16 protein-coding genes and 3 tRNA genes are annotated in these 18278 nt (G+C 70.7%); 5 read left to right on the forward strand and 14 right to left on the reverse strand.

From position 1 onward, the window contains the following. Positions 1–16 precede the first annotated feature (16 nt). The 4 genes from JQT67_RS09230 to JQT67_RS09245 form a co-directional block, all read right to left on the reverse strand. Positions 17–1021 (reverse strand): homocysteine S-methyltransferase family protein, encoded by a 1005-nt coding sequence (locus tag JQT67_RS09230; RefSeq protein WP_243755869.1) that lies wholly within the window; start codon positions 1019–1021, stop codon positions 17–19. 151 nt (positions 1022–1172) lie between these two features. Continuing rightward, positions 1173–1246, reverse strand: a tRNA-Met gene (locus JQT67_RS09235). A gap of 38 nt (positions 1247–1284) precedes the next feature. After that, a tRNA-Thr gene (locus JQT67_RS09240) sits at positions 1285–1356 on the reverse strand. A gap of 56 nt (positions 1357–1412) precedes the next feature. Further along, entirely contained in the window at positions 1413–2318 is a 906-nt protein-coding gene (locus JQT67_RS09245) for a LysR family transcriptional regulator (RefSeq protein ID WP_208064412.1), read from the reverse strand. Between the two features lie 108 nt (positions 2319–2426). Here JQT67_RS09245 and JQT67_RS09250 point away from each other — a divergent pair, with 108 nt between their 5' ends. Further along, on the forward strand, positions 2427–3362 hold the full coding sequence (locus tag JQT67_RS09250; RefSeq protein ID WP_374222126.1) for an EamA family transporter: 936 nt from the start codon (positions 2427–2429) through the stop codon (positions 3360–3362). Positions 3363–3495: 133 nt separating this feature from the next. On the opposite strand, the gene JQT67_RS09255 is transcribed toward JQT67_RS09250, so the two are convergent. The 7 genes from JQT67_RS09255 to JQT67_RS09285 form a co-directional block, all read right to left on the reverse strand. Then, positions 3496–5073, reverse strand: coding sequence for a cation acetate symporter (locus tag JQT67_RS09255; RefSeq protein ID WP_208064414.1), 1578 nt, complete (start codon positions 5071–5073; stop codon positions 3496–3498). After that, on the reverse strand, positions 5073–5378 hold the full coding sequence (locus tag JQT67_RS09260) for a DUF485 domain-containing protein (RefSeq protein ID WP_243755885.1): 306 nt from the start codon (positions 5376–5378) through the stop codon (positions 5073–5075). The genes JQT67_RS09255 and JQT67_RS09260 overlap by 1 nt, the downstream gene beginning before the upstream one ends. 156 nt (positions 5379–5534) lie before the next feature. Next, on the reverse strand, positions 5535–5663 hold the full coding sequence (locus tag JQT67_RS09265; RefSeq protein WP_021009766.1) for a MetS family NSS transporter small subunit: 129 nt from the start codon (positions 5661–5663) through the stop codon (positions 5535–5537). Beyond that, positions 5660–7192 (reverse strand): sodium-dependent transporter, encoded by a 1533-nt coding sequence (locus JQT67_RS09270; protein ID WP_208064416.1) that lies wholly within the window; start codon positions 7190–7192, stop codon positions 5660–5662. Before JQT67_RS09270 ends, JQT67_RS09265 begins: the two co-directional genes overlap by 4 nt. Positions 7193–7262: 70 nt before the next feature. Next, on the reverse strand, positions 7263–8117 hold the full coding sequence (locus JQT67_RS09275; RefSeq protein ID WP_243755886.1) for a sugar ABC transporter permease: 855 nt from the start codon (positions 8115–8117) through the stop codon (positions 7263–7265). An 80-nt stretch (positions 8118–8197) separates the two neighbouring features. After that, positions 8198–9796, reverse strand: coding sequence for an ABC transporter permease subunit (locus JQT67_RS09280; RefSeq protein WP_208064418.1), 1599 nt, complete (start codon positions 9794–9796; stop codon positions 8198–8200). A gap of 82 nt (positions 9797–9878) precedes the next feature. Beyond that, complete coding sequence (locus JQT67_RS09285) at positions 9879–11135, reverse strand: maltose ABC transporter substrate-binding protein (RefSeq protein ID WP_208064419.1); 1257 nt, start codon at positions 11133–11135, stop codon at positions 9879–9881. Between the two features lie 180 nt (positions 11136–11315). Here JQT67_RS09285 and JQT67_RS09290 point away from each other — a divergent pair, with 180 nt between their 5' ends. Next, positions 11316–12956 carry a glycoside hydrolase family 13 protein gene (locus tag JQT67_RS09290; protein ID WP_208064420.1) on the forward strand — a complete coding sequence of 547 codons (1641 nt, stop codon included), beginning with the start codon at positions 11316–11318 and terminating at the stop codon, positions 12954–12956. Positions 12957–13028: 72 nt separating this feature from the next. Here the strand turns inward: JQT67_RS09290 and JQT67_RS13770 are convergent, their stop codons facing one another. Next, on the reverse strand, positions 13029–14213 hold the full coding sequence (locus tag JQT67_RS13770) for a M23 family metallopeptidase (RefSeq protein WP_208064421.1): 1185 nt from the start codon (positions 14211–14213) through the stop codon (positions 13029–13031). Between the two features lie 184 nt (positions 14214–14397). Beyond that, on the reverse strand, positions 14398–15201 hold the full coding sequence (locus JQT67_RS09300) for an inositol monophosphatase family protein (protein WP_208064422.1): 804 nt from the start codon (positions 15199–15201) through the stop codon (positions 14398–14400). Between the two features lie 90 nt (positions 15202–15291). Between JQT67_RS09300 and JQT67_RS09305 the strand changes: the two genes are divergently transcribed. The 3 genes from JQT67_RS09305 (at position 15292) to JQT67_RS09315 (ending at position 17503) form a co-directional block, all read left to right on the forward strand. After that, positions 15292–15373, forward strand: a tRNA-Tyr gene (locus JQT67_RS09305). 167 nt (positions 15374–15540) lie between these two features. Further along, positions 15541–16029, forward strand: a complete 489-nt coding sequence (locus tag JQT67_RS09310; protein WP_021011890.1) for a YajQ family cyclic di-GMP-binding protein — start codon at positions 15541–15543, stop codon at positions 16027–16029. A 22-nt stretch (positions 16030–16051) separates the two neighbouring features. Further along, positions 16052–17503 carry a phospholipase D-like domain-containing protein gene (locus JQT67_RS09315; RefSeq protein WP_021011889.1) on the forward strand — a complete coding sequence of 484 codons (1452 nt, stop codon included), beginning with the start codon at positions 16052–16054 and terminating at the stop codon, positions 17501–17503. Between the two features lie 9 nt (positions 17504–17512). On the opposite strand, the gene JQT67_RS09320 is transcribed toward JQT67_RS09315, so the two are convergent. Continuing rightward, positions 17513–18277, reverse strand: a complete 765-nt coding sequence (locus tag JQT67_RS09320) for a sulfite exporter TauE/SafE family protein (protein WP_208064423.1) — start codon at positions 18275–18277, stop codon at positions 17513–17515. Position 18278: the final 1 nt, after the last annotated feature.

Here is an 18278-nt window from a genome sequence, read left to right on the forward strand (position 1 = left end):
CTACGGAGGGGGCGCTTCACGCGAGCGTGCGGTCCTCCCAGAGGGCGGCGATGTGGCGGGCGTCGGTGCCGCAGCAGCCTCCGACGATCGCGAGGTTCGGCAGCTGCGCGCGCAGCTCGGCGTGCCCTCGGCGCAGCTCGCCGATGTCGCCCGCGTCGAGGGTCGTCGCGCGATCGAGCTCGGCGTGCGTCCGCGTGGAGGCGTTGTAGCGCACGCTCACGATGCGCCGCCGCCAGGTGCCCTCGTCGAGTCCGCGGAGGATGTGCTGCGGATGCGCGCAGTTGAGCATGTAGTGGACGGTGTCGGTCTCGGCATCCACGGTCTCGATCGCCTCGCGCAGCGGCATCCCGCCGCGCAGCCGCCCGTCGGCCTCGACGGTGAAGCCGATGACGACGGGGAGCCCGTGGTAGAACGCGGCGCGGGCGAGGCCGACCGCCTCCCCCGGGTCGGAGAGCGTGAAGGCGGTGACGAGGTCGACGCCGCCCTCGGCGAAGGCGTCGATCTGCGGCTCGTGGTACATCTGCGCGTCGTCGGGGTCGATCGGCGGGATGTCGGCGTACGCGTCGGCGCGCGGCCCCATCGCGCCGCTGATGAGCACGTCGGAGATGTCGGCGTAGCGCTCCTCGCGCAAGCGCAGGAGGTGCCGGACGGCCTGCACGTTGACGTCGTAGAGCTCGCGGCGCGAATCGCCGAGCCGCGCTCCCCAATCGGCGCTCGCGCGCCAGGTGGGCGTCTCGAGCACGAGGCCGGTGCCGTGCTCGCGCGCGATCGCCGCGTAGCCGTCGAAGTACTCCTCGAGCAGCGCGCGACCGCGCTCGGTGCGCACGAGCGGGTAGGCGGCGAACTCGCGCAGCTCCTCGCCGCGGTTGTAGATGAGATCGGTCTCGAGCCCGCCGTCGGTGACGAAGGGGCGGGCTGCGGTCGGCCATGCGACCTGCGTGCGGACCGGCGCGTCGTGGTGGTGCTGCGACGGCTTCGCCGTGAGCGACGGTGACATCGTGCGTCGCGCGATCGTGGACATCGAGTCCTCCTCGGCATCGAGGCAGGCTGCGCGGCCTGTCGTGGCACGCAGGGTACTCCCGGGTCGGACGCGCGTCCATGCCCCGATTCGCGGTGGCGTGGGGACGGAGAAGGGGATCGGGCGTCGGCCCGATCCCCTGCATCTCCGGCGGTAGCGAGGGCGGGGTTCGAACCCGCGACCTCACGATTATGAGTCGTGCGCTCTCACCAACTGAGCTACCCCGCCAGGACGCCCACCCGAGCCCGAAGCGTCGAGCGAACGCGAGCCCCGGGCGAGGATTGAACTCGCGACCCCTTCCTTACCATGGAAGTGCTCTACCACTGAGCTACCGGGGCGAAGCCTGTGCAGGCAACCGGACGATCATAGCACCGCGCCGGGGACCGGTTCGACCTCACCGGCGCGTCGCGGGCGCGATCTCGGCGGCGCACGCGCGCAGCGCGTCGAGCACGTGGAGCACGACGGCGCGCTCGGCGACCTCGGGCCGCGCGAGCGCGCTGATGATCCGTCCGGCGGCGACGCCGCGCAGCGGCACGAGACGCACCCCGGCCGACGGTCGCGTGCTGAGCCGCGGCAGGATGCCGATCCCCATCCCTGCCTCGACGAGTGCTTCGACGAGCCGGTTGTCGCGCATCCGCTGGACGATGCGGAAGCGCTCGCGCGCCGCATCCTCGATCGCGAGGCGCAGGTCGTCGAAGGGGTACCCCTCGGGCACCCCGATCCACTGCTCCCCCGCGACGTCGGCGGGTGTCAGCACCTCGCGCGAGGCGAGCGGATGCGCGGCGGGCAGGGCGATGTCGAGCGGCTCGCGCAGCAGGTCGACGACGCGCAGGTGCTGCCAGTCGGGCCGAGGCGACCGCGCCATGCGGTGCCCGATCACGAGGTCGTGGTCGCGCGCGAGGGCCGCGTAGTCGACCTCGGCGACGTCGTGGTCGTGCACGCGGACCTCCACATCGCCGACGAGCATGGAGAGCAGCGCGGGCAGCAGCACCACCCCCGCGCTCGGGAGCGCCGCGACGTCGACGCGACCCACGATGCCGCCCTGGAAGGCGGCGAGACGCGCCTCGACGCTCGCGACGGCGGCGGCGACCTCGACCGCGCCCACCGCGAGCAGTCGCCCCGGCGCGGTGAGCCGCACGCCGCGACCGACGGGTTCGGTGAGCGCGAGGCCAAGCGTGCGCTCGAGTGAGCGGAGCCGCTGCGAGACGGCGGAGGGCGTCACCGACAGCGCGCGAGCGACGGCCGTGAGGCTCCCCCGCTCGTCGAGCTCCCGCAGCAGCACCAGGTCTCGCAGCTCCATGCAGCAACGCTACACAGATACCTGAGCAACGTTCGCTTGTGCTGCAAGGTCGATGTCTGATCGGCTTCCGCCATGATCCCGCGTGCGATGTCCACCCGAGAGCGGCTGATGGCGATCCTGGTGGCGGTGCTCTGGGGGCTCAACTTCCTCGCGATCCACCTCTCGCTCGAGCAGTTCCCGCCGTTCTTCCTCGTCGCGCTGCGCTTCGCGCTGCTCGCGGTGCCGACCGTGCTGCTCGTCCCCCGCCCGGACGTGCCGCTGCGCTGGCTGCTCGGCTACGGCCTCGGCTTCGGGACCCTGCAGTTCCTGTTCCTGTACTGGGCGATGGCGACCGGGATGCCGGCGGGCCTCGCCTCGCTCGTGCTGCAGTCCTCCGCGCCGATGACGGTGCTCCTGGGCGCCACGCTGCTGCGGGAGCGCCTCGACCGCGGGCAGGTGATCGGCATCTTGCTCGCCGTCGCCGGCCTCACCGCGATCGGCTGGCAGCAGCTCGGCTCGGCTGCCCTCGGGCCGTTCCTGCTCACGCTGCTTGGCGCGCTCGGCTGGGCGCTGGGCAACCTCTCGAACAGGCTGGCCCGACCGTCGAAGCCCATGCACCTGACGCTCTGGATGTCGGTGGTGCCGGTCGTGCCGATGCTCGCGGTCTCACTCTGGGCCGAGGGGCCGGCCGCGATCGGCGCGTCGTTCGTGGGCCTCGAGACCACGACGGGACTGCTCGCGCTCGCCGGCCTCGGCTACACCGTGCTGCTCGGCACGGTCGTCGGCAGCGGCATCTGGACCTGGTTGCTCGCCCGCCATCCCTCGTCGCGCATCGCGCCGTTCTCGATGCTCGTGCCGATCGTCGGCCTGCTGACCGCGTGGGCGGCGCTCGGCGAGACGCTCACCGCCGGCGAGCTCGCCGGCGCGGGCGTCGTGGTGCTGGGCGTGCTGCTGGGCTCCGGCGCGCTGCCGCGCGGGGCGCGCCGCCGGCTCGAGCTCGAGGCGGCTCCAGACGGGGCCGCGCCGGCATCCTCCGGACCCATCGCCACCGCATCCGCTCGCTGAATCGGCCCCGCCGACCTCGACGTCGGGCGCTCGGGCCGCTTCGACCGTCACCTCGCGATCAGCGCGGCTCGAGCTCCGGGACGGGCCGCCCGGTGCCGCGCGCGGCAGCCGGACGGCCCTCGGTCGGAGCCGGTCAGTGCTCGCTGGCCTTCTCGGCACCCGCTCCCGTGAAGGAGCGCACCTCCATCTCGGCCTGCTTCACGGCGTGGTCGGCCGACGGCTTCGTGACGAGCGTGCCGATGACGCCGAGCACGAACGCGAGCGGGATCGACACGATGCCGGGGTTCGCGAGCGGGAAGATCGCGAAGTCGGCATCCGGGAAGATCGACGTCTCGCGGCCCGACACGACGGGCGAGAGCACGATGAGCAGCACGCACGCGATGAGGCCGCCGTACATCGACCACAGCGCCCCACCGGTGTTGAACCGGCGCCAGAACAGCGAGTAGATGATGGTCGGCAGGTTGGCGCTCGCCGCGACCGCGAACGCGAGCGCCACGAGGAACGCGACGTTCTGGTTCTGGGCGAGGATGCCGCCGAGGATCGCGATGACGCCGATCACGACGACCGTGATGCGCGCGACCTTGACCTCCGCACCCGGCTGCACGTCGCCGCGCTTGATGATGGATGCGTAGATGTCGTGCGCGAACGACGTCGCCGCCGTGATGGCGAGGCCCGCGACGACCGCGAGGATCGTCGCGAACGCGATGGCGGAGATGACCGCCATGAGCACCGGCCCGCCGAGCGCGAGCGCGAGCAGCGGGGCCGCGGCGTTCTCGCCGCCCGGGGCCTCACGGATGGTCTCCGGCCCCACGAGCGCACCGGCGCCGAAGCCGAGCACGAGCGTGAAGAGGTAGAAGATGCCGATGAGCCAGATCGCCCAGACGACGCTCCGGCGCGCCTCCCTCGCCGACGGCACCGTGTAGAAGCGCATGAGCACGTGCGGGAGCCCCGCGGTGCCGAGCACGAGCGCGAGGCCGAGCGAGAGGAAGTCCACGGGGTTCGTGTACTTGAGGCCCGGCGCGAGGATCGCCTCACCCTCGGGCGACGCCTCGACCGCGCGGGCGAGCAGCTCGTTGAAGTCGAACTGCACCATGAACAGCACGATGAGCGTCATGATGCCCGCGCCCGCGATGAGCAGCACCGCCTTGATGATCTGCACCCACGTCGTGCCCTTCATGCCGCCGACGATGACGTAGACGATCATCAGGATGCCCACGACCGCGATCGTGATCGAGGTCGCGAGCGTGCCCTCGAAGCCCATGAGGAGCGCGACGAGGCCACCGGCGCCGGCCATCTGCGCGACGAGGTAGAAGAAGCACACCGCGAGCGTCGCGAGCGCCGCCGCCATGCGCACGGGGCGCTGCTTGAGCCGGAAGCTCAGCACGTCGGCCATCGTGAAGCGGCCGGTGTTGCGCAGCAGCTCGGCGACGAGCAGCAGCGCGACGAGCCACGCGACGAGGAAGCCGATCGAGTAGAGGAACCCGTCGTAGCCCGCGACCGCGATCGCGCCGCAGATGCCGAGGAAGCTCGCGGCCGAGAGGTAGTCGCCCGCGATCGCGACGCCGTTCTGCCTGCCCGAGAACGATCGGCCGGCGGCGTAGAACTCGTTCTCGGTCGCCTTGCGGCGCGAGACGCGGAAGACGATGAAGAGCGTCACGGCGACGAACGCGCCGAACACGATCATGTTGATGAGCGGATTGATCTCCTCCATCACCGGCCCCCGACCATCGCCGCGTGCTCCATCTGCTCGCGCAGCGGCTCGGCGTCGCGGTCGTAGACCCGGTTCGCCCAGCGGCTGTAGAGCATCGTGATCGCGAAGGTGCTCACGAACTGCGCGAGCCCGAACAGCAGCCCGACCGTGATGTAGCTGTCGCCGAGTCGCGTCGCGAAGAAGTCGGGCGCGAAGCCCGCGATGAGCACGTACGCGAGGTACCAGGCGAGGAAGAGCACGGTGAGCGGCACGATGAACCGCATGAACCTGCTGCGGAGGCGCTGGAACTCCGGCGATGCCTGCATCTGCAGGCTCCGCTCGGCGATCGGGTCGGAATCTGGCACGCGCGGATCTCCCATCCCAGGCGCGACGCTGCGCCCGCTTCGTCGTTGAAGTGGGCTGAGCCTATACGCATCCTCAGGTCTGGCTCAACGCGCGCTCAAGCGCGTCGAGCGACCGCGTCACAGGTCGCGCATCGACGCGTCGGGCTCGCGGCCCTTGAAGCGCACGATGTTCACGATCGCGGCGCCGAGCCCGCCCCAGAGCACGAGCATCGAGACCGCCATCAGCAGGATCGCGTCGATCGTCATCGGATGACCTCCTCGTCGTGCGGCGGCGCCTCGAGCGGCGTCGTCTGCTTCCACTTCGGGATCGCGAGCAGCAAGCCCGCGACGAGCGCCGCACCGGCCGCGCCCCACCCGAACACCCCAAGCATCCACGCGGGGTAGCCCTCGTACGGCACCGTGATCGCGGTGACGGCCTCCTGCACGAGCATGAGCGCGATGAGCACGGGCGTCACGAACGTCACGAGCACGACCCACCAGCGGCCGAGCCGGATCGAGCTGAAGCGGCTCATGTGCTCGGCGAACCACGGCACGCGCCGGATCCCCCAGCCCACCGCGATCATCGCGACGAGCGCCACGAGCAGGATGCCGAAGCGATTGATGAAGTAGTCGGCGATGTCGAGCACGATCACGCCGCTCCTGGTGGAGAACAGCAGGATGCTGACGATCGCCATCGGCACGGTCACCGCGAGCGTGGCGGCGACGCGCCCCATCTCGAGCTTGTCGCGCACGGCCGAGATGACGACCTCGAGGATGCTCACGAGCGACGTGAAGCCCGCGAGCACGAGCGAGGCGAAGAACAGCACGCCGAGCAGCGCCCCGAACGGCGCTTGCGAGATGATCGCCGGGAACGCGACGAACGCGAGCCCGATGCCAGCGCTCACGACGTCGGCGACCGCCGCGCCCGAGGCCTGCGCGAGGAAGCCGAGCGCCGAGAACACGCCGATGCCGGCGAGCAGCTCGAAGCCGGAGTTGGCGAAGCCGACGACGAATGCCGAACCCGTCATGTCGACCTTCCGCCCCACGTAGGAGGCGTAGGTGATCATGATGCCGAAGCCGACCGAGAGCGAGAAGAAGATCTGGCCGAAGGCGCTCGCCCACACCGCCGGGTCGAGCAGGGCGGCCCAGTTGGGGGCGAAGAGCGACTGCAGGCCGTCGATCGCGCCGGGCAGCATGAGCGCCTGCACCACGAGGGCGCCGAACGCGATCAGCAGCACGGGGATGAAGATGACGGATGTCGCCCCGACGCCCTTCTGGACGCCGAGCGCCATCACGACGATCGTGACGAGCCAGATGATGGCCATCGGGATGAGCACGGCCGGCACGAACTCGAGCGAGACGACCCCCGCCTCTGTCTGCAGGAAGTCGCCGAAGAGGAACGCCTCGGGGTCGTCGCCCCACGCCTGCGTGAAGGAGAAGCCGATGTACTGCGTCGACCACGCGAGGATCGCCGCGTAGTACACCGCGATGACGACGCAGATCGCGACCTGCCACCAGCCGATGAACTCGAGCCTGCGGTGCAGGCGGGCGAACGACAGCGGCGCCGAGCCGCGCTGCGAGTGGCCGATCGCGTAGTCGAGCAGCAGGAGCGGGATGCCGGCGACGAGCAGGGCGACGAGGTAGGGCAGGATGAACGCCCCGCCGCCGCCCTCGTAGGCGACGTAGGGGAAGCGCCAGATGTTGCCGAGCCCGACGGCGGAGCCGATCGCCGCCATGATGAAGACGGTCTTGTTCGAGAACCGCCCGCGATCGATCGGCGCCTTCACCTGCGTCATGGCCGGACCTCCACCGCTCCGTCGAGATGCATGCCCCTACCGTGCCACACCCGCCCGGGGCGCGGGCGGCCTACTTGACGGCGCCCGCCGTGAGCCCGCCGACGATGTACTTCTGCAGCCAGAGGAACAGCGCCATGACCGGGATCGCCGCGAGCACGGCGCCGGCCGCGAAGACCGGGTAGTTGGTGTTCGTCTCCTCCGAGACGTAGCGGAAGAGCCCGACGGCGAGCGTGAGCCGGTCGGGGCTCGTCAGGATGACCGACGAGACGACGAACTCGCTCATCGTCGTGATGAACGACAGCAGCCCGACGACGGCGAGGATCGGCGCGACGAGCCGCAGGATGATCGTGAAGAAGATCCGCGCGTGGCCGGCGCCGTCGATCTTCGCGGCCTCGTCGATCGACGACGGCACCGTGTTGAAGAAGCCGTACATCAGGTAGGTGTTCACGCCGAGCGCGCCGCCGAGGTAGATCATGATGAGGCCCACGAGCGAGTCGAGGCCGATCGCGGGGAAGAAGTCGCTGATGCCGCGCATGAGCAGGTAGATCGCGACGACTGCGAGGAGCTGCGGGAACATCTGCACGAGGATGAGGCTCAGGAGGCCGAAGCGGCGGCCGGTGAAGCGCATCCGGCTGAAGGAGTAGGCGGCGAGCGCGCCGAGGAACACCGTGCCCGCGGCGGTCACGAGGCCCACGATGAGCGAGTTGGCGAACCACGCGGCGTAGGGGCGCCGCGGGTCGCTCAGCAGGGCGATGTAGTTCTCGGCCGACACCTCGCGGAAGAGCGCGTTCGAGCCGGTGAGCGTGCCGCTCGGGTTGAGCGACGCGCTCAGCACGTACACGAGCGGGAAGACGGCGAACAGCACGACCGCGATGCCGACGAGGTGGCGCCAGCCGAGCTCGCGGAGCCACTTCTGGAACGACATCCTCGACTGCGGCGCGGGTCGCCGCTCGGGCTCGCGGTCCCCCGTCGGGTCGACGGCGATGGGATCGATCTCGATGCTCATCAGTTCAGCTCCTCGAGCGCCTTGGTGCGGCGGAACGCGATCGTCGACACGGTCGCGACGATGATGAAGATCAGGATCGAGAGCGCCGAGGCGAGCCCGTAGTCGCGGCCGACCCCCTCGAACGCGGTCTTGTAGACGAGCGTGATGAGCAGGTCGGTGTGGCCGACGTTCTCCTCGACGCCCGCCATGCGGGGCCCACCGCGCGTGAGCATGTAGATGATGTTGAAGTTGTTGAAGTTGAACGCGAACGACGAGATGAGCAGCGGCGCGGTCGAGACGAACAGGAGCGGCAGCTTGATGCCGCTGAAGACCTGCCAGCCGCTCGCGCCGTCGACCGACGCGGCCTCGGTGAGCTCCTCCGGGATCGACTGCAGCGCACCCAGGCAGATGAGGAACATGTAGGGGAAGCCCAGCCACACGTTGACGACGATCGTCGAGACCTTCGCGAGCCACGGATCCGTGAGCCACGGGATGTCGGCCCCGCCGAGCAGCACGTTGTTGATGAACCCGAACTCGGTGTTCATGAGCCCGAGCCAGACGAGCGCGCCGAGGAACGAGGGGAACGCGTACGGCAGGATCGACAGCACGCGGTAGGCGAACTTCGACTTCATGCGCGGATCGTTGAGCGCGATCGCGAGGAAGAGGCCGAGGAAGAACGAGAGCCCGACCGAGATGATCGCGAACGCGAACGTCCACAGCAGCACCGAGACGAGCGCGCCGCCGTAGCGGGGGTTCTCGAAGGGGTAGAGGAAGTTCTCGAAGCCGACCACGATCTGCCAGCCGGTGCCGAGCACCTGCCCGTCGTCGCTCTCGAACTGGCCGTTGCCGAGGTCGCGGTAGACGATGCCGCTCGCACTGTCGGTCATCGTGTCGGCGGCCTCGTCGTAGACGAACGTCGACTCGAACACGAAGGCCTGGGATGCGTTCGTCGTGCGCAGGAAGCCGTCGGCGAGGTCGTCGCTCAGCGGCACCTGCAGCGCCGCGATCTCCTGCTGCCGCTGCAGGATGTCCTGCATGCCGAGGCTCGTCCAGCCGGCGACCGCGGTCGCGCGCGGTCCGTCCATCGTGACGTCGCCCTCGGCGACCTCCTCGAGCGGCTGCTCGGCGGTGCCGACGAGCACGTCGCCCTCGGGGCTCGTCGCGAGCAGCCCGAGCCCGGCGAGGCTCTCGACGACCTGCACCTGGTAGACGGGCGAGCCCTCGACGCGCTGCGTGTTCTGGCCGACGATCGCCGAGATCGCGTCGTCCTTCGTCGAGTTGTGCCCGTCGCCGTAGTTCGTGAAGGCGATGTAGAGCGTGTAGACGATGACGAAGACCTGGAAGACCGCGAGGAAGATGAGCCCGGGTGTGAGGTACTTCGCCGGCAGCAGCCCCGGGCTCAGGTAGACCCAGTTGACGAGGAGCGTCACGACGAGCACGACGCCCGCGAGCACGTAGTCGTCCTGCAGCAGCATCACCGACATCGCGAAGACCGCGACCGCGTCGACGAGCGCGAGCAGCAGCAGCTTCACGGCCAGCACCTTGATGCTCGAGGGCTGGTGGCGGATGCCTCGCCTCGGCGCGCGGGTGCGCCTCGGCGGTGCGTCGGTGGTGGTCAAGACGGGCTCCTGTCGCCTCGGCTGTCGCTGGGGATGGGACGGCGGCCGGCCCGATCGGGCCGGCCGCCGCGTCGCCGGGGGCTCAGCCGCCCAGCGTGCCCTGGATCTTCTCGGCCATCGCGGTCCACGCCGCGGCCGGGTCGGCCGCCTGGCCGCCGATGATCTGCGCCTCGGTGGTGCCCCAGTCGGTCCACAGCGCATCCATCTCGGGGATGTTCGGCATCGGCACGCCCTCGGCGCCGACGGCGCCGAAGCCCGCGACGTCCTCGTTCGACTGCGCCGCCTCGAACGCCGCGGTCAGCGCGGGCGCGCGCTGGCCGCTCTCGAAGATCGCCGTCTGCGCTTCCTCGCCCGCGATGTACTCGGTGAGGAACTGCGAGGCGACGATGGGGTTGTTCGCGTACTGCGAGATGAAGAAGCCCTGCACGCCCACGAACGGCGTCGCCGGCTGGCCGCCCGCCGAGGGGATCGGGTCGATCGCGTACTCGATGCCCGCCTCCTGGAAGTCGGCGAGGTTCCACGGGCCGGTGATCGTGTAGGGGCTCGTGCCGGAGGCGAACTGCTCCTTCGCGATGTCCTGCGAGATGTTCAGGTTGATGATGCCCTCGGCACCCCACTGCGCGAGCGCCTGGGCGAACTGCACGTTGCCCTCGTTGCCGAGCTGCAGGTCGTCGGGGTTGTAGGAGCCGTCCTCGTTGATGCCGAAGACCGGGCCGCCGAACGAGGCCTGCAGCGGGTACAGGTGGTACGGGTCGGCGTTGTTCGGGTCGATGCCGACCAGCAGCGGGTGCTCGGCCTGGCCCGACGCGACGGCCGCCTGGCCGGTCGCGACGAGGTCGTCCCACGTCGCGGGCGCCTCGGGGGCGAGCGCCGTGTTGCGCACGAGCGCGATGTTCTCGATCGAGACGGGCACACCGTAGACGGAGCCGTCGTAGGTCATGGCCGAGACCGCGACCTCCTCGAAGTCGCTCGCGAGGTCGCCGAGCTCGACCTGCTGGATGACGCCGTTCTGGACGAGCTTGCCGATCCAGTCGTGCGCGCCGACGACGACGTCGGGGCCGTCGCCCGAGGGCGCCTGGGTCGTGAGGTCGTCGCGGATGGTGTTGAAGTCCTTGATGATGACCTCGACCGTCGTGCCGGTCTCCTCCTCGAACGTGGCGACGACGCCCTCGAGGGCCGACGCGCGGTTCTCGTCCATCCAGACGATGAGCTCGCCGCCGCCCTGCGGCGCTGCCGACTCCGTGCCCTCGGGCGCGGGGGTGCCGCCGCCCGAGCAGGCCGCGAGCGTGAGCGCGAGGGCGCCGACGCCGGCCGCCTTCACGAGGCTGCTGTGCTTCATGGTGCCTTCCTTCAGGTCAGATGGGCTCCGCTGACGACGGCGTCGTCGCGTGCCTGGCTCATCGTGGCCGCAACCTGCGCCCTCTGCAACCTGGCGTGACCGATAGTCGCCGATCGTTGGCATTTCGTGACCTTGGGCACCGCGTCGGCGCGACCCAGGGCATCCGCCTACCCTGGAGCCATGACCAAAGTCTCGACACAGCAACCGCAGTCCGCGCCCGGCCACGAGTGGTGGCGCTCCGCCGTGATCTACCAGATCTACCCGCGCAGCTTCGCCGACGCCTCGGGCGACGGCATCGGCGACCTCGGCGGCATCACGGCGCGGCTGCCGCACCTCGCCGAGCTGGGCGTCGACGCGGTCTGGCTGAGCCCCTTCTACCGCTCGCCTCAGAAGGACGCCGGCTACGACGTGAGCGACTACATGGACGTCGACCCGCTCTTCGGCACGCTCGACGACTTCGACCGCATGCTCGCCGAGGCGCACACCCAGGGCCTCCGCGTGATCGTCGACCTCGTGCCGAACCACTCCTCCGACCAGCACGAGTGGTTCCAGGCGGCGCTCGCCGCGGGTCCCGGCAGCCCGGAGCGCACGCGCTACATCTTCCGCGAGGGCAAGGGCCCGGGCGGCGACGAGCCGCCGAACAACTGGCAGAGCGTCTTCGGCGGGCCCGCGTGGACGCGCGTCGCCGACGGCGAGTGGTACCTCCACCTGTTCGACTCCTCGCAGCCCGACTTCGACTGGAACAACCCCGAGGTCGGCGACATGTTCGTCGAGGTGCTGCGCTTCTGGCTCGACCGGGGCGTCGACGGCTTCCGCGTCGACGTCGCGCACGGCAACGCGAAGGCGGAGGGGCTGCCCGACGTCGACGAGGAGCTCATCGCCGCCGGCTCGATGGACTCGCCGTTCTTCGGCCAGGAGCACGTGCACGAGATCTACCGGCGCTGGCGCACGGTGCTCGACGAGTACGAGGGCGACCGCGTGCTGTGCGCCGAGGCGTGGGTGAGCCCGCTCGAGAAGATGGCGCGCTTCGTGCGCCCCGACGAGATGCACCAGGCGTTCAACTTCGTCTACCTCGAGACCCCGTGGGACGCGGCGCAGCTGCGCTCGGTGATCGACGAGTCGATCCGCGAGTTTGGCGCCGTCGGCGCGCCGCCGACGTGGGTGCTCTCGAACCACGACACCATCCGGCACCGCACGCGCCTCGCGCTCGTGCCGCCGCCGCCCCACGGCGCGGGCATCGGCCCGACCTCGAAGTCGAAGGCCGACCCGACCGTCTCGCTGCGCCGTGGCCGTGCCGCGACGGCGCTCATGCTCGCGCTCCCCGGGAGCGCCTACGTCTACCAGGGCGAGGAGCTCGGCCTGCCCGAGGTCACGGCGATCGAGCCGGAGCAGCGCGAGGACCCGACGTTCCACCGCACGAAGGGCGAGCTCTGGGGTCGCGACGGCTGCCGCGTGCCGATCCCGTGGGAATCGGAGGCGCCGGCGTACGGCTTCTCGCCGACGGGCGAGACCTGGTTGCCGCAGCCGCCGGAGTGGGCGACGCTCGCCCGCGACGCGCAGGCGGGCGTCGAGGGCTCCACGCTCGAGCTCTACCGCCGCGCGCTCGCGCTCCGCGAGGCGCACGGCCTGGGCACCGGTGAGCTCGAGTGGATCGACGTGGGCCCGACCGCGATCGGCTTCCGCAACGGCGACATCACCGTGATCGCGAACATCGGTCACGACGCCGTCGACGTGCCGCGCGGCGAGATCCTGCTCTCCTCGTCGCCGCTCGACGCGGCGTCGCTCGCGGCCGACGAGACCGTGTGGGTGCGCACCGCCTGATCAGGCGCCGATGCACGAAGGACGCCCTGCCGATCGGCAGGGCGTCCTTCTGCGATTCGCGGGGGGCGGCGCTCAGCGGTGCTCGAGGTTCATCTCGCGCGTCTGCAGCCACAGCACCGGGTCGAACGAGACGTAGTCGCTGTTCTTCAGCTCGAGGTGCAGGTGCGGGCCGGTCGAGCGGCCCGAGTTGCCGACCTGGCCGATGATCGTCGTGATGTCGACGACCTGGCCGACGCGCACGTCGATCGAGCCGGGCAGCATGTGTCCGTACCAGGACTGCACGAACTGGCCGTCGATGTTGTGGTCGATGAAGACGGAGTAGCCGCCGCCGCCCGGGTTGTTGCCCTGGAAGACGGCCGACACGACGCCGTTCGCGATCGGACGGATGTCGGTGCCGAGGCCGGGCGTGAAGTCGCTGCCGCCGTGGAAGCCGCCGGGACGGTAGCCGAAGCCGCTCGACATCGACACCTGGTCCATGTCGGGGAACGGCGTCTGCACGAAGCTCGTCTCGAGCATCGACCACACCTGCGGGAAGGCGGGGTCGCCCGTGTAGGACGGGCCGGCGGGCTCGCCGTCGGCGACCGCCTGGAAGGCGGCGCGCTCGCCGTCGGACATCCGAGCGGCCGCGACCTGGTCGTTGACGATGATGTCGTCGCGGGCGAAGTAGCTCGTCACCTCGGCCGAGACGCCCTCGAGCGTCTGCTCGCCCTCCTCGTGCATCGCCGCGACCTGCGGGTCGATGCCGCCGGGCTGCTGTACGGCCTGGGCGGGGAGGCTCGTGACGACGACGAGCGAGCCGATGAACAGCAGTGCGCCGCCGGCCGTGATCTTCTGCGCGATGCCGCGGACGCTCGAGCGGCGGCGGACCGGCGGCCCGGCGGGAGCCGTCCGGCGCACGACGCGCGGCGCGAGCGGCCGGGGCGCGAGCGGGCGCACGGCAGGCGCGTGCTCGCCGCCGGTGCCGAGCGAGGGCGCGTCGACGGTGATGACGGGCGGGGCGAACGCCTCCGCAGCCATGGTCACGGGCAGCTCGCGCGCGGCTTGCGTCGCCGCCTCGCGCATCGCGCGGCGGGTCGTGTAGAGCGGTGCCGAGCCCTCGACGACCGTGACGCGGGCGGCGGTGCGGGCCTCGGCGGCGGTGAGCGCGATCGCCTCGGCGGCGCGCTCCCGCTCGCGCAGCTCGCGGCGCGTGGGCGGCGCAGGCGCGACGACAGCCTCAGCCGACGAGCGCAGTGCTCGTCGTGTGGGGGATGTCACGCGGGGGCCGTCCTGGAGGTCGAGTCTGGGGTTCGGTGGCGCGCGTCGATCCTGGGGGCGATCGTGACCAGCGCCGGTTCCGATGAAAGCACGGACCGGGCGTCAGGAGCAACGACGCGCGGAGCGGCTCTCTCGCGCGCTCCAGGCATCAAAGATAACGGAACGGTAACGGCCTGGCAAGAGGTCAGACATCCCCGACGGGCAGCGGCGCCAGGAGCTCGAGGAGCTCGGCGGCCATCTGCGGGTGGGCCGCGAGCAGGAACCGCGATCCCGGCGCCTCACCCTGCCAGCCGTGCAGCGAGCCGCCTGCCTCCTCGACGAGGAGCGCCCCGGCCGCGAAGTCCCACGGCTGCAGGCCGATCTCGTAGTAGGCGTTGAGCCGCCCGGAGGCGACGTTCGCGAGGTCGAGCGCGGCCGCCCCGATGCGGCGGATGTCGCGCACGGAGCCGATGAGCTCCTGCACGATCGCGGCCTGCCGCTGCCGGCGGCCCGCGTCGTACCCGAACCCCGTGCCGACGAGCGCGGTCGCCGCCGGGACGGCATCCGCCACCCTGATCGGCCGGCCGTCGAGGGTCGCTCCCCCGCCGCGCGTCGCCTCGAAGCGCTCGCTCGTCGCGGCGTTGACGACGACGCCCGAGAGCGGCTGCCACGTGCTCGGGTCGGGCTCGCCCTCGACGAGGCCGATCGAGACGGCGTACGCGGGGATGTCGTAGAGGTAGTTGACGGTGCCGTCGATCGGGTCGATCACCCACGTGAGGCCCGAGGTGCCGGGGATGCTCGTGCCCTCCTCGCCGACGATGCCGTCGTCGGGGCGCGCGGTGCGGAGGCGCTCGACGACGAGCCGCTCGACCTCGCGGTCGGCCTCGGTGACGATGTCGACGAGGCTCGACTTGCTCGCGGCGACCGCGACGCCGACGCGGCGGCGGGCCCTCGCGAGCTCGGCCGCCTCGACGGCGATGCTGACGTTGAGGTCGTGGAGCTCGCGCATGCCTCCACGGTAGCGAGCGCGCCCGGGCGCCGAGCGGGGCGGGGCCGCGCCTGTGGGTGTTGTAAGGTGGACGACGGCCCGCGCGGCCTCGGCGAGTTACCCAAGCGGCCAAAGGGATCTGACTGTAAATCAGCTGGCAATGCCTTCGGGGGTTCGAATCCCTCACTCGCCACCCTCCGGAAGCCCCGCCCTCGCGGCGGGGCTTCCGCCGTCTCCGCCGCGCTCTCTCCGGCGCAGAGTTCCGGCACTCTGCTGCTGAGCGCGTCTCGTGGCGCAGAGTTCCGGCACTCTGCGCCGCCGCACGGGACGGGCACGGCGCGACCGGCCTAGGATCAGGGCATGGCAGATTCCTCGTTCGATGTGGTCAGCAAGGTCGACAAGATGGAGGCCGAGAACGCCGTCAACCAGGCGCGCAAGGAGGTCGAGCAGCGCTACGACTTCAAGGGCGTCGGCGCCGACGTCGCGTGGAGCGGCGAGAAGCTGCTGCTCAAGGCGTCGAGCGAGGAGCGCGTGAAGGCCGTGCTCGACGTCGTGCAGTCGAAGTTCATCAAGCGCGGCATCGACCTCAAGATGCTCGACCAGGGCGACCCCTACCCCTCGGGGAAGGAGTTCCGCATCGAGATCTCGCTCAAGGACGGCATCTCGAGCGAGAACGCGAAGAAGGTCACGAAGCTCATCCGCGACGAGGGCCCCAAGAGCGTCAAGGCGCAGATCCAGGGCGACGAGGTGCGCGTCACCTCGAAGAGCCGCGACGACCTGCAGGAGACGATCCGGCTGCTCAAGGGCGGCGACTTCGACATCGACCTGCAGTTCGTCAACTTCCGCTGATCACCCCGACTCCCCCGTCCCCGTGGAGCTGACGCTCGCGCAGGCGTTCGGCACGCTCTACCTCGTCGTCGACATCCTCCTGCGCATCGTCGCGCTCTTCGTCGTGCCGTACAACCGGCGACCGTCGTCGGCGATCGCGTGGCTGCTCGTCATCCAGCTGCAGCCGATCGTCGGCTGGATCGTCTTCGGCGTCCTCGGCAACACGCGCCTGCCGCGCGCGCGCCGCGAGAAGATGTCGGCGATCCAGGAGCTCATCCGCGAGAGCACGCTCTCGATCGACGACGCGCCCGCCGCGCGCGAGCGACCGTCGTGGCTCGGCGGGGTGCTCGAGCTCAACCGCGCCCTCTCGTCGATGCCGCACGTCGGTCCGACGCAAGGCGTCGTATGGGGCGAGTTCGACGCGCAGCTCGAGGCGATGGCCCGGCGCATCGACGAGGCGGAGCACTGGGTGCACGTCGAGTTCTACCTCATCGTCGCGAGCGAGCGCACCGAGGTCTTCTTCGCGGCGCTCGAGCGCGCCGCCGCTCGGGGCGTGACCGTGCGCGTGCTCGTCGACCACCTCACGAGCGCGCGCTACCCGCGCCGCAAGGAGACGATCGCCCGGCTCGAGGCGATGGGCGCCGAATGGCGCGACATGCTGCCGCTCAAGCCGTGGCGCGCGCAGTGGCAGCGGCCCGACCTCCGCAACCACCGCAAGCTCGTCGTGATCGACGGCTCGGTCGGCTTCACCGGCTCGCTCAACCTCGTCGACCCCTCCTACCTGTGGCGGAAGAACATCCGCCGCGGCCTGCAGTGGCGCGACTCGTGGATCGAGCTCACGGGCCAGCCGGTGCGAGCGCTCGACGTGCTCTTCTGGTCGGACTGGTGGGCCGAGTCGAACGAGCTCGTCGAGCTCGCGACGCACGGCTCCGAGCACCAGGGCGACCTCAACGCATCCGTCATCCCCTCCGGCCCCGGCTTCGAGGGCGAGATCAACCTGCGCATCTTCCTCGAGCTCGTGCACGCGGCCGAGGAGCGCATCACGATCGTGAGCCCCTACTTCGTGCCCGATGAGGCGATGCGCTACGCCATCACGTCGGCCGCGATCCGCGGCGTCGACGTCGAGCTGTTCGCGAGCGAGATCGGCGACCAGTTCTGGACCCACCACGCGCAGCGCTCGTACTACGAGGAGCTGCTGCGGGCGGGGGTGCGCATCACGCTCTTCGCGAAGCCGACCGTGCTGCACTCGAAGTTCATGACCTTCGACGACAAGGTCTCGATCATCGGCTCGTCGAACATCGACATGCGCTCGTTCGGCCTCAACTTCGAGGTGTCGATGCTCATCGAGGGCGAGTCGATGGTGAAGCAGCTGCAGGGCACCGCGGAGGGGTACCGGCTGCAGTCGTCGGAGCTCACGCTCGAGACGTGGCTCGCGCGCCCGCGCGTGACGCAGCTGTTCGACAACGTCGCGCGGCTGACCTCGGCGCTGCAGTAGCGCCGCGGCTCACGAGAGCAGCATCGTGAGCGCGACCCCGATCGCGAACGCGATGACGACGAGCCGCAGCGCCCACGAGGGCACGCGGCGCGAGAGCCAGCCGCCCGCGATGCCGCCGGCGAGCGAGCCGACGAGCATGACGAGCACGACGCCCCAGTGGATGAGCGGCGAGAAGGCGAGGATGATCGCGCCCGTGCCGTTGACGACGGCCGCGAGCACGTTCTTGAGCGCGTTGTGGTGCTGGAGCGAGTCGTGGATGAGCAGCCCGAGCATCGCGAGCATCATGACGCCGACGCCCGCGCCGAAGTAGGCGCCGTAGATGCCGACGAGCAGGAGCGAGGCCCTCGTCGCCCAGCCGCCGGTCGAGGCGGTGTCGAAGCCGCTGTCGGGCGCGCGGCCGAGGCGCTTCGCGACCAGCGGCTGCGCGGCGAACAGGCCGGCCGCGCCGAGCACGAGCCACGGCACGATCGCGGTGAACGAGTCGGAGGGCGTCAGCAGCAGCAGCACCGCACCGATCGCGCCGCCGATCGCGCCGAACGGCGCGTTGGAGAGGAAGCGGCGGCGCTGGTGCCGCAGCTCGGCGCGGTAGCTCCACGCGCCGCCGAGCGTGCCCATGAGCATGCCGATCGACGACGTCATGTTCGCCGCGAGCGGGCTCATGCCGGCGGCGAGCATCGCCGGGAAGGTGATGAGCGTGCCGCCGCCCGCCGCCGCGTTGATCGCGCCGCCGCCGATCGACGCGAGCGCGATCAGCGCCCAGCCGATCGGCTCCAAG

This window comes from Agrococcus sp. TF02-05, assembly GCF_017565345.1.
GTDB classification, from domain to species: domain Bacteria; phylum Actinomycetota; class Actinomycetes; order Actinomycetales; family Microbacteriaceae; genus Agrococcus; species Agrococcus pavilionensis.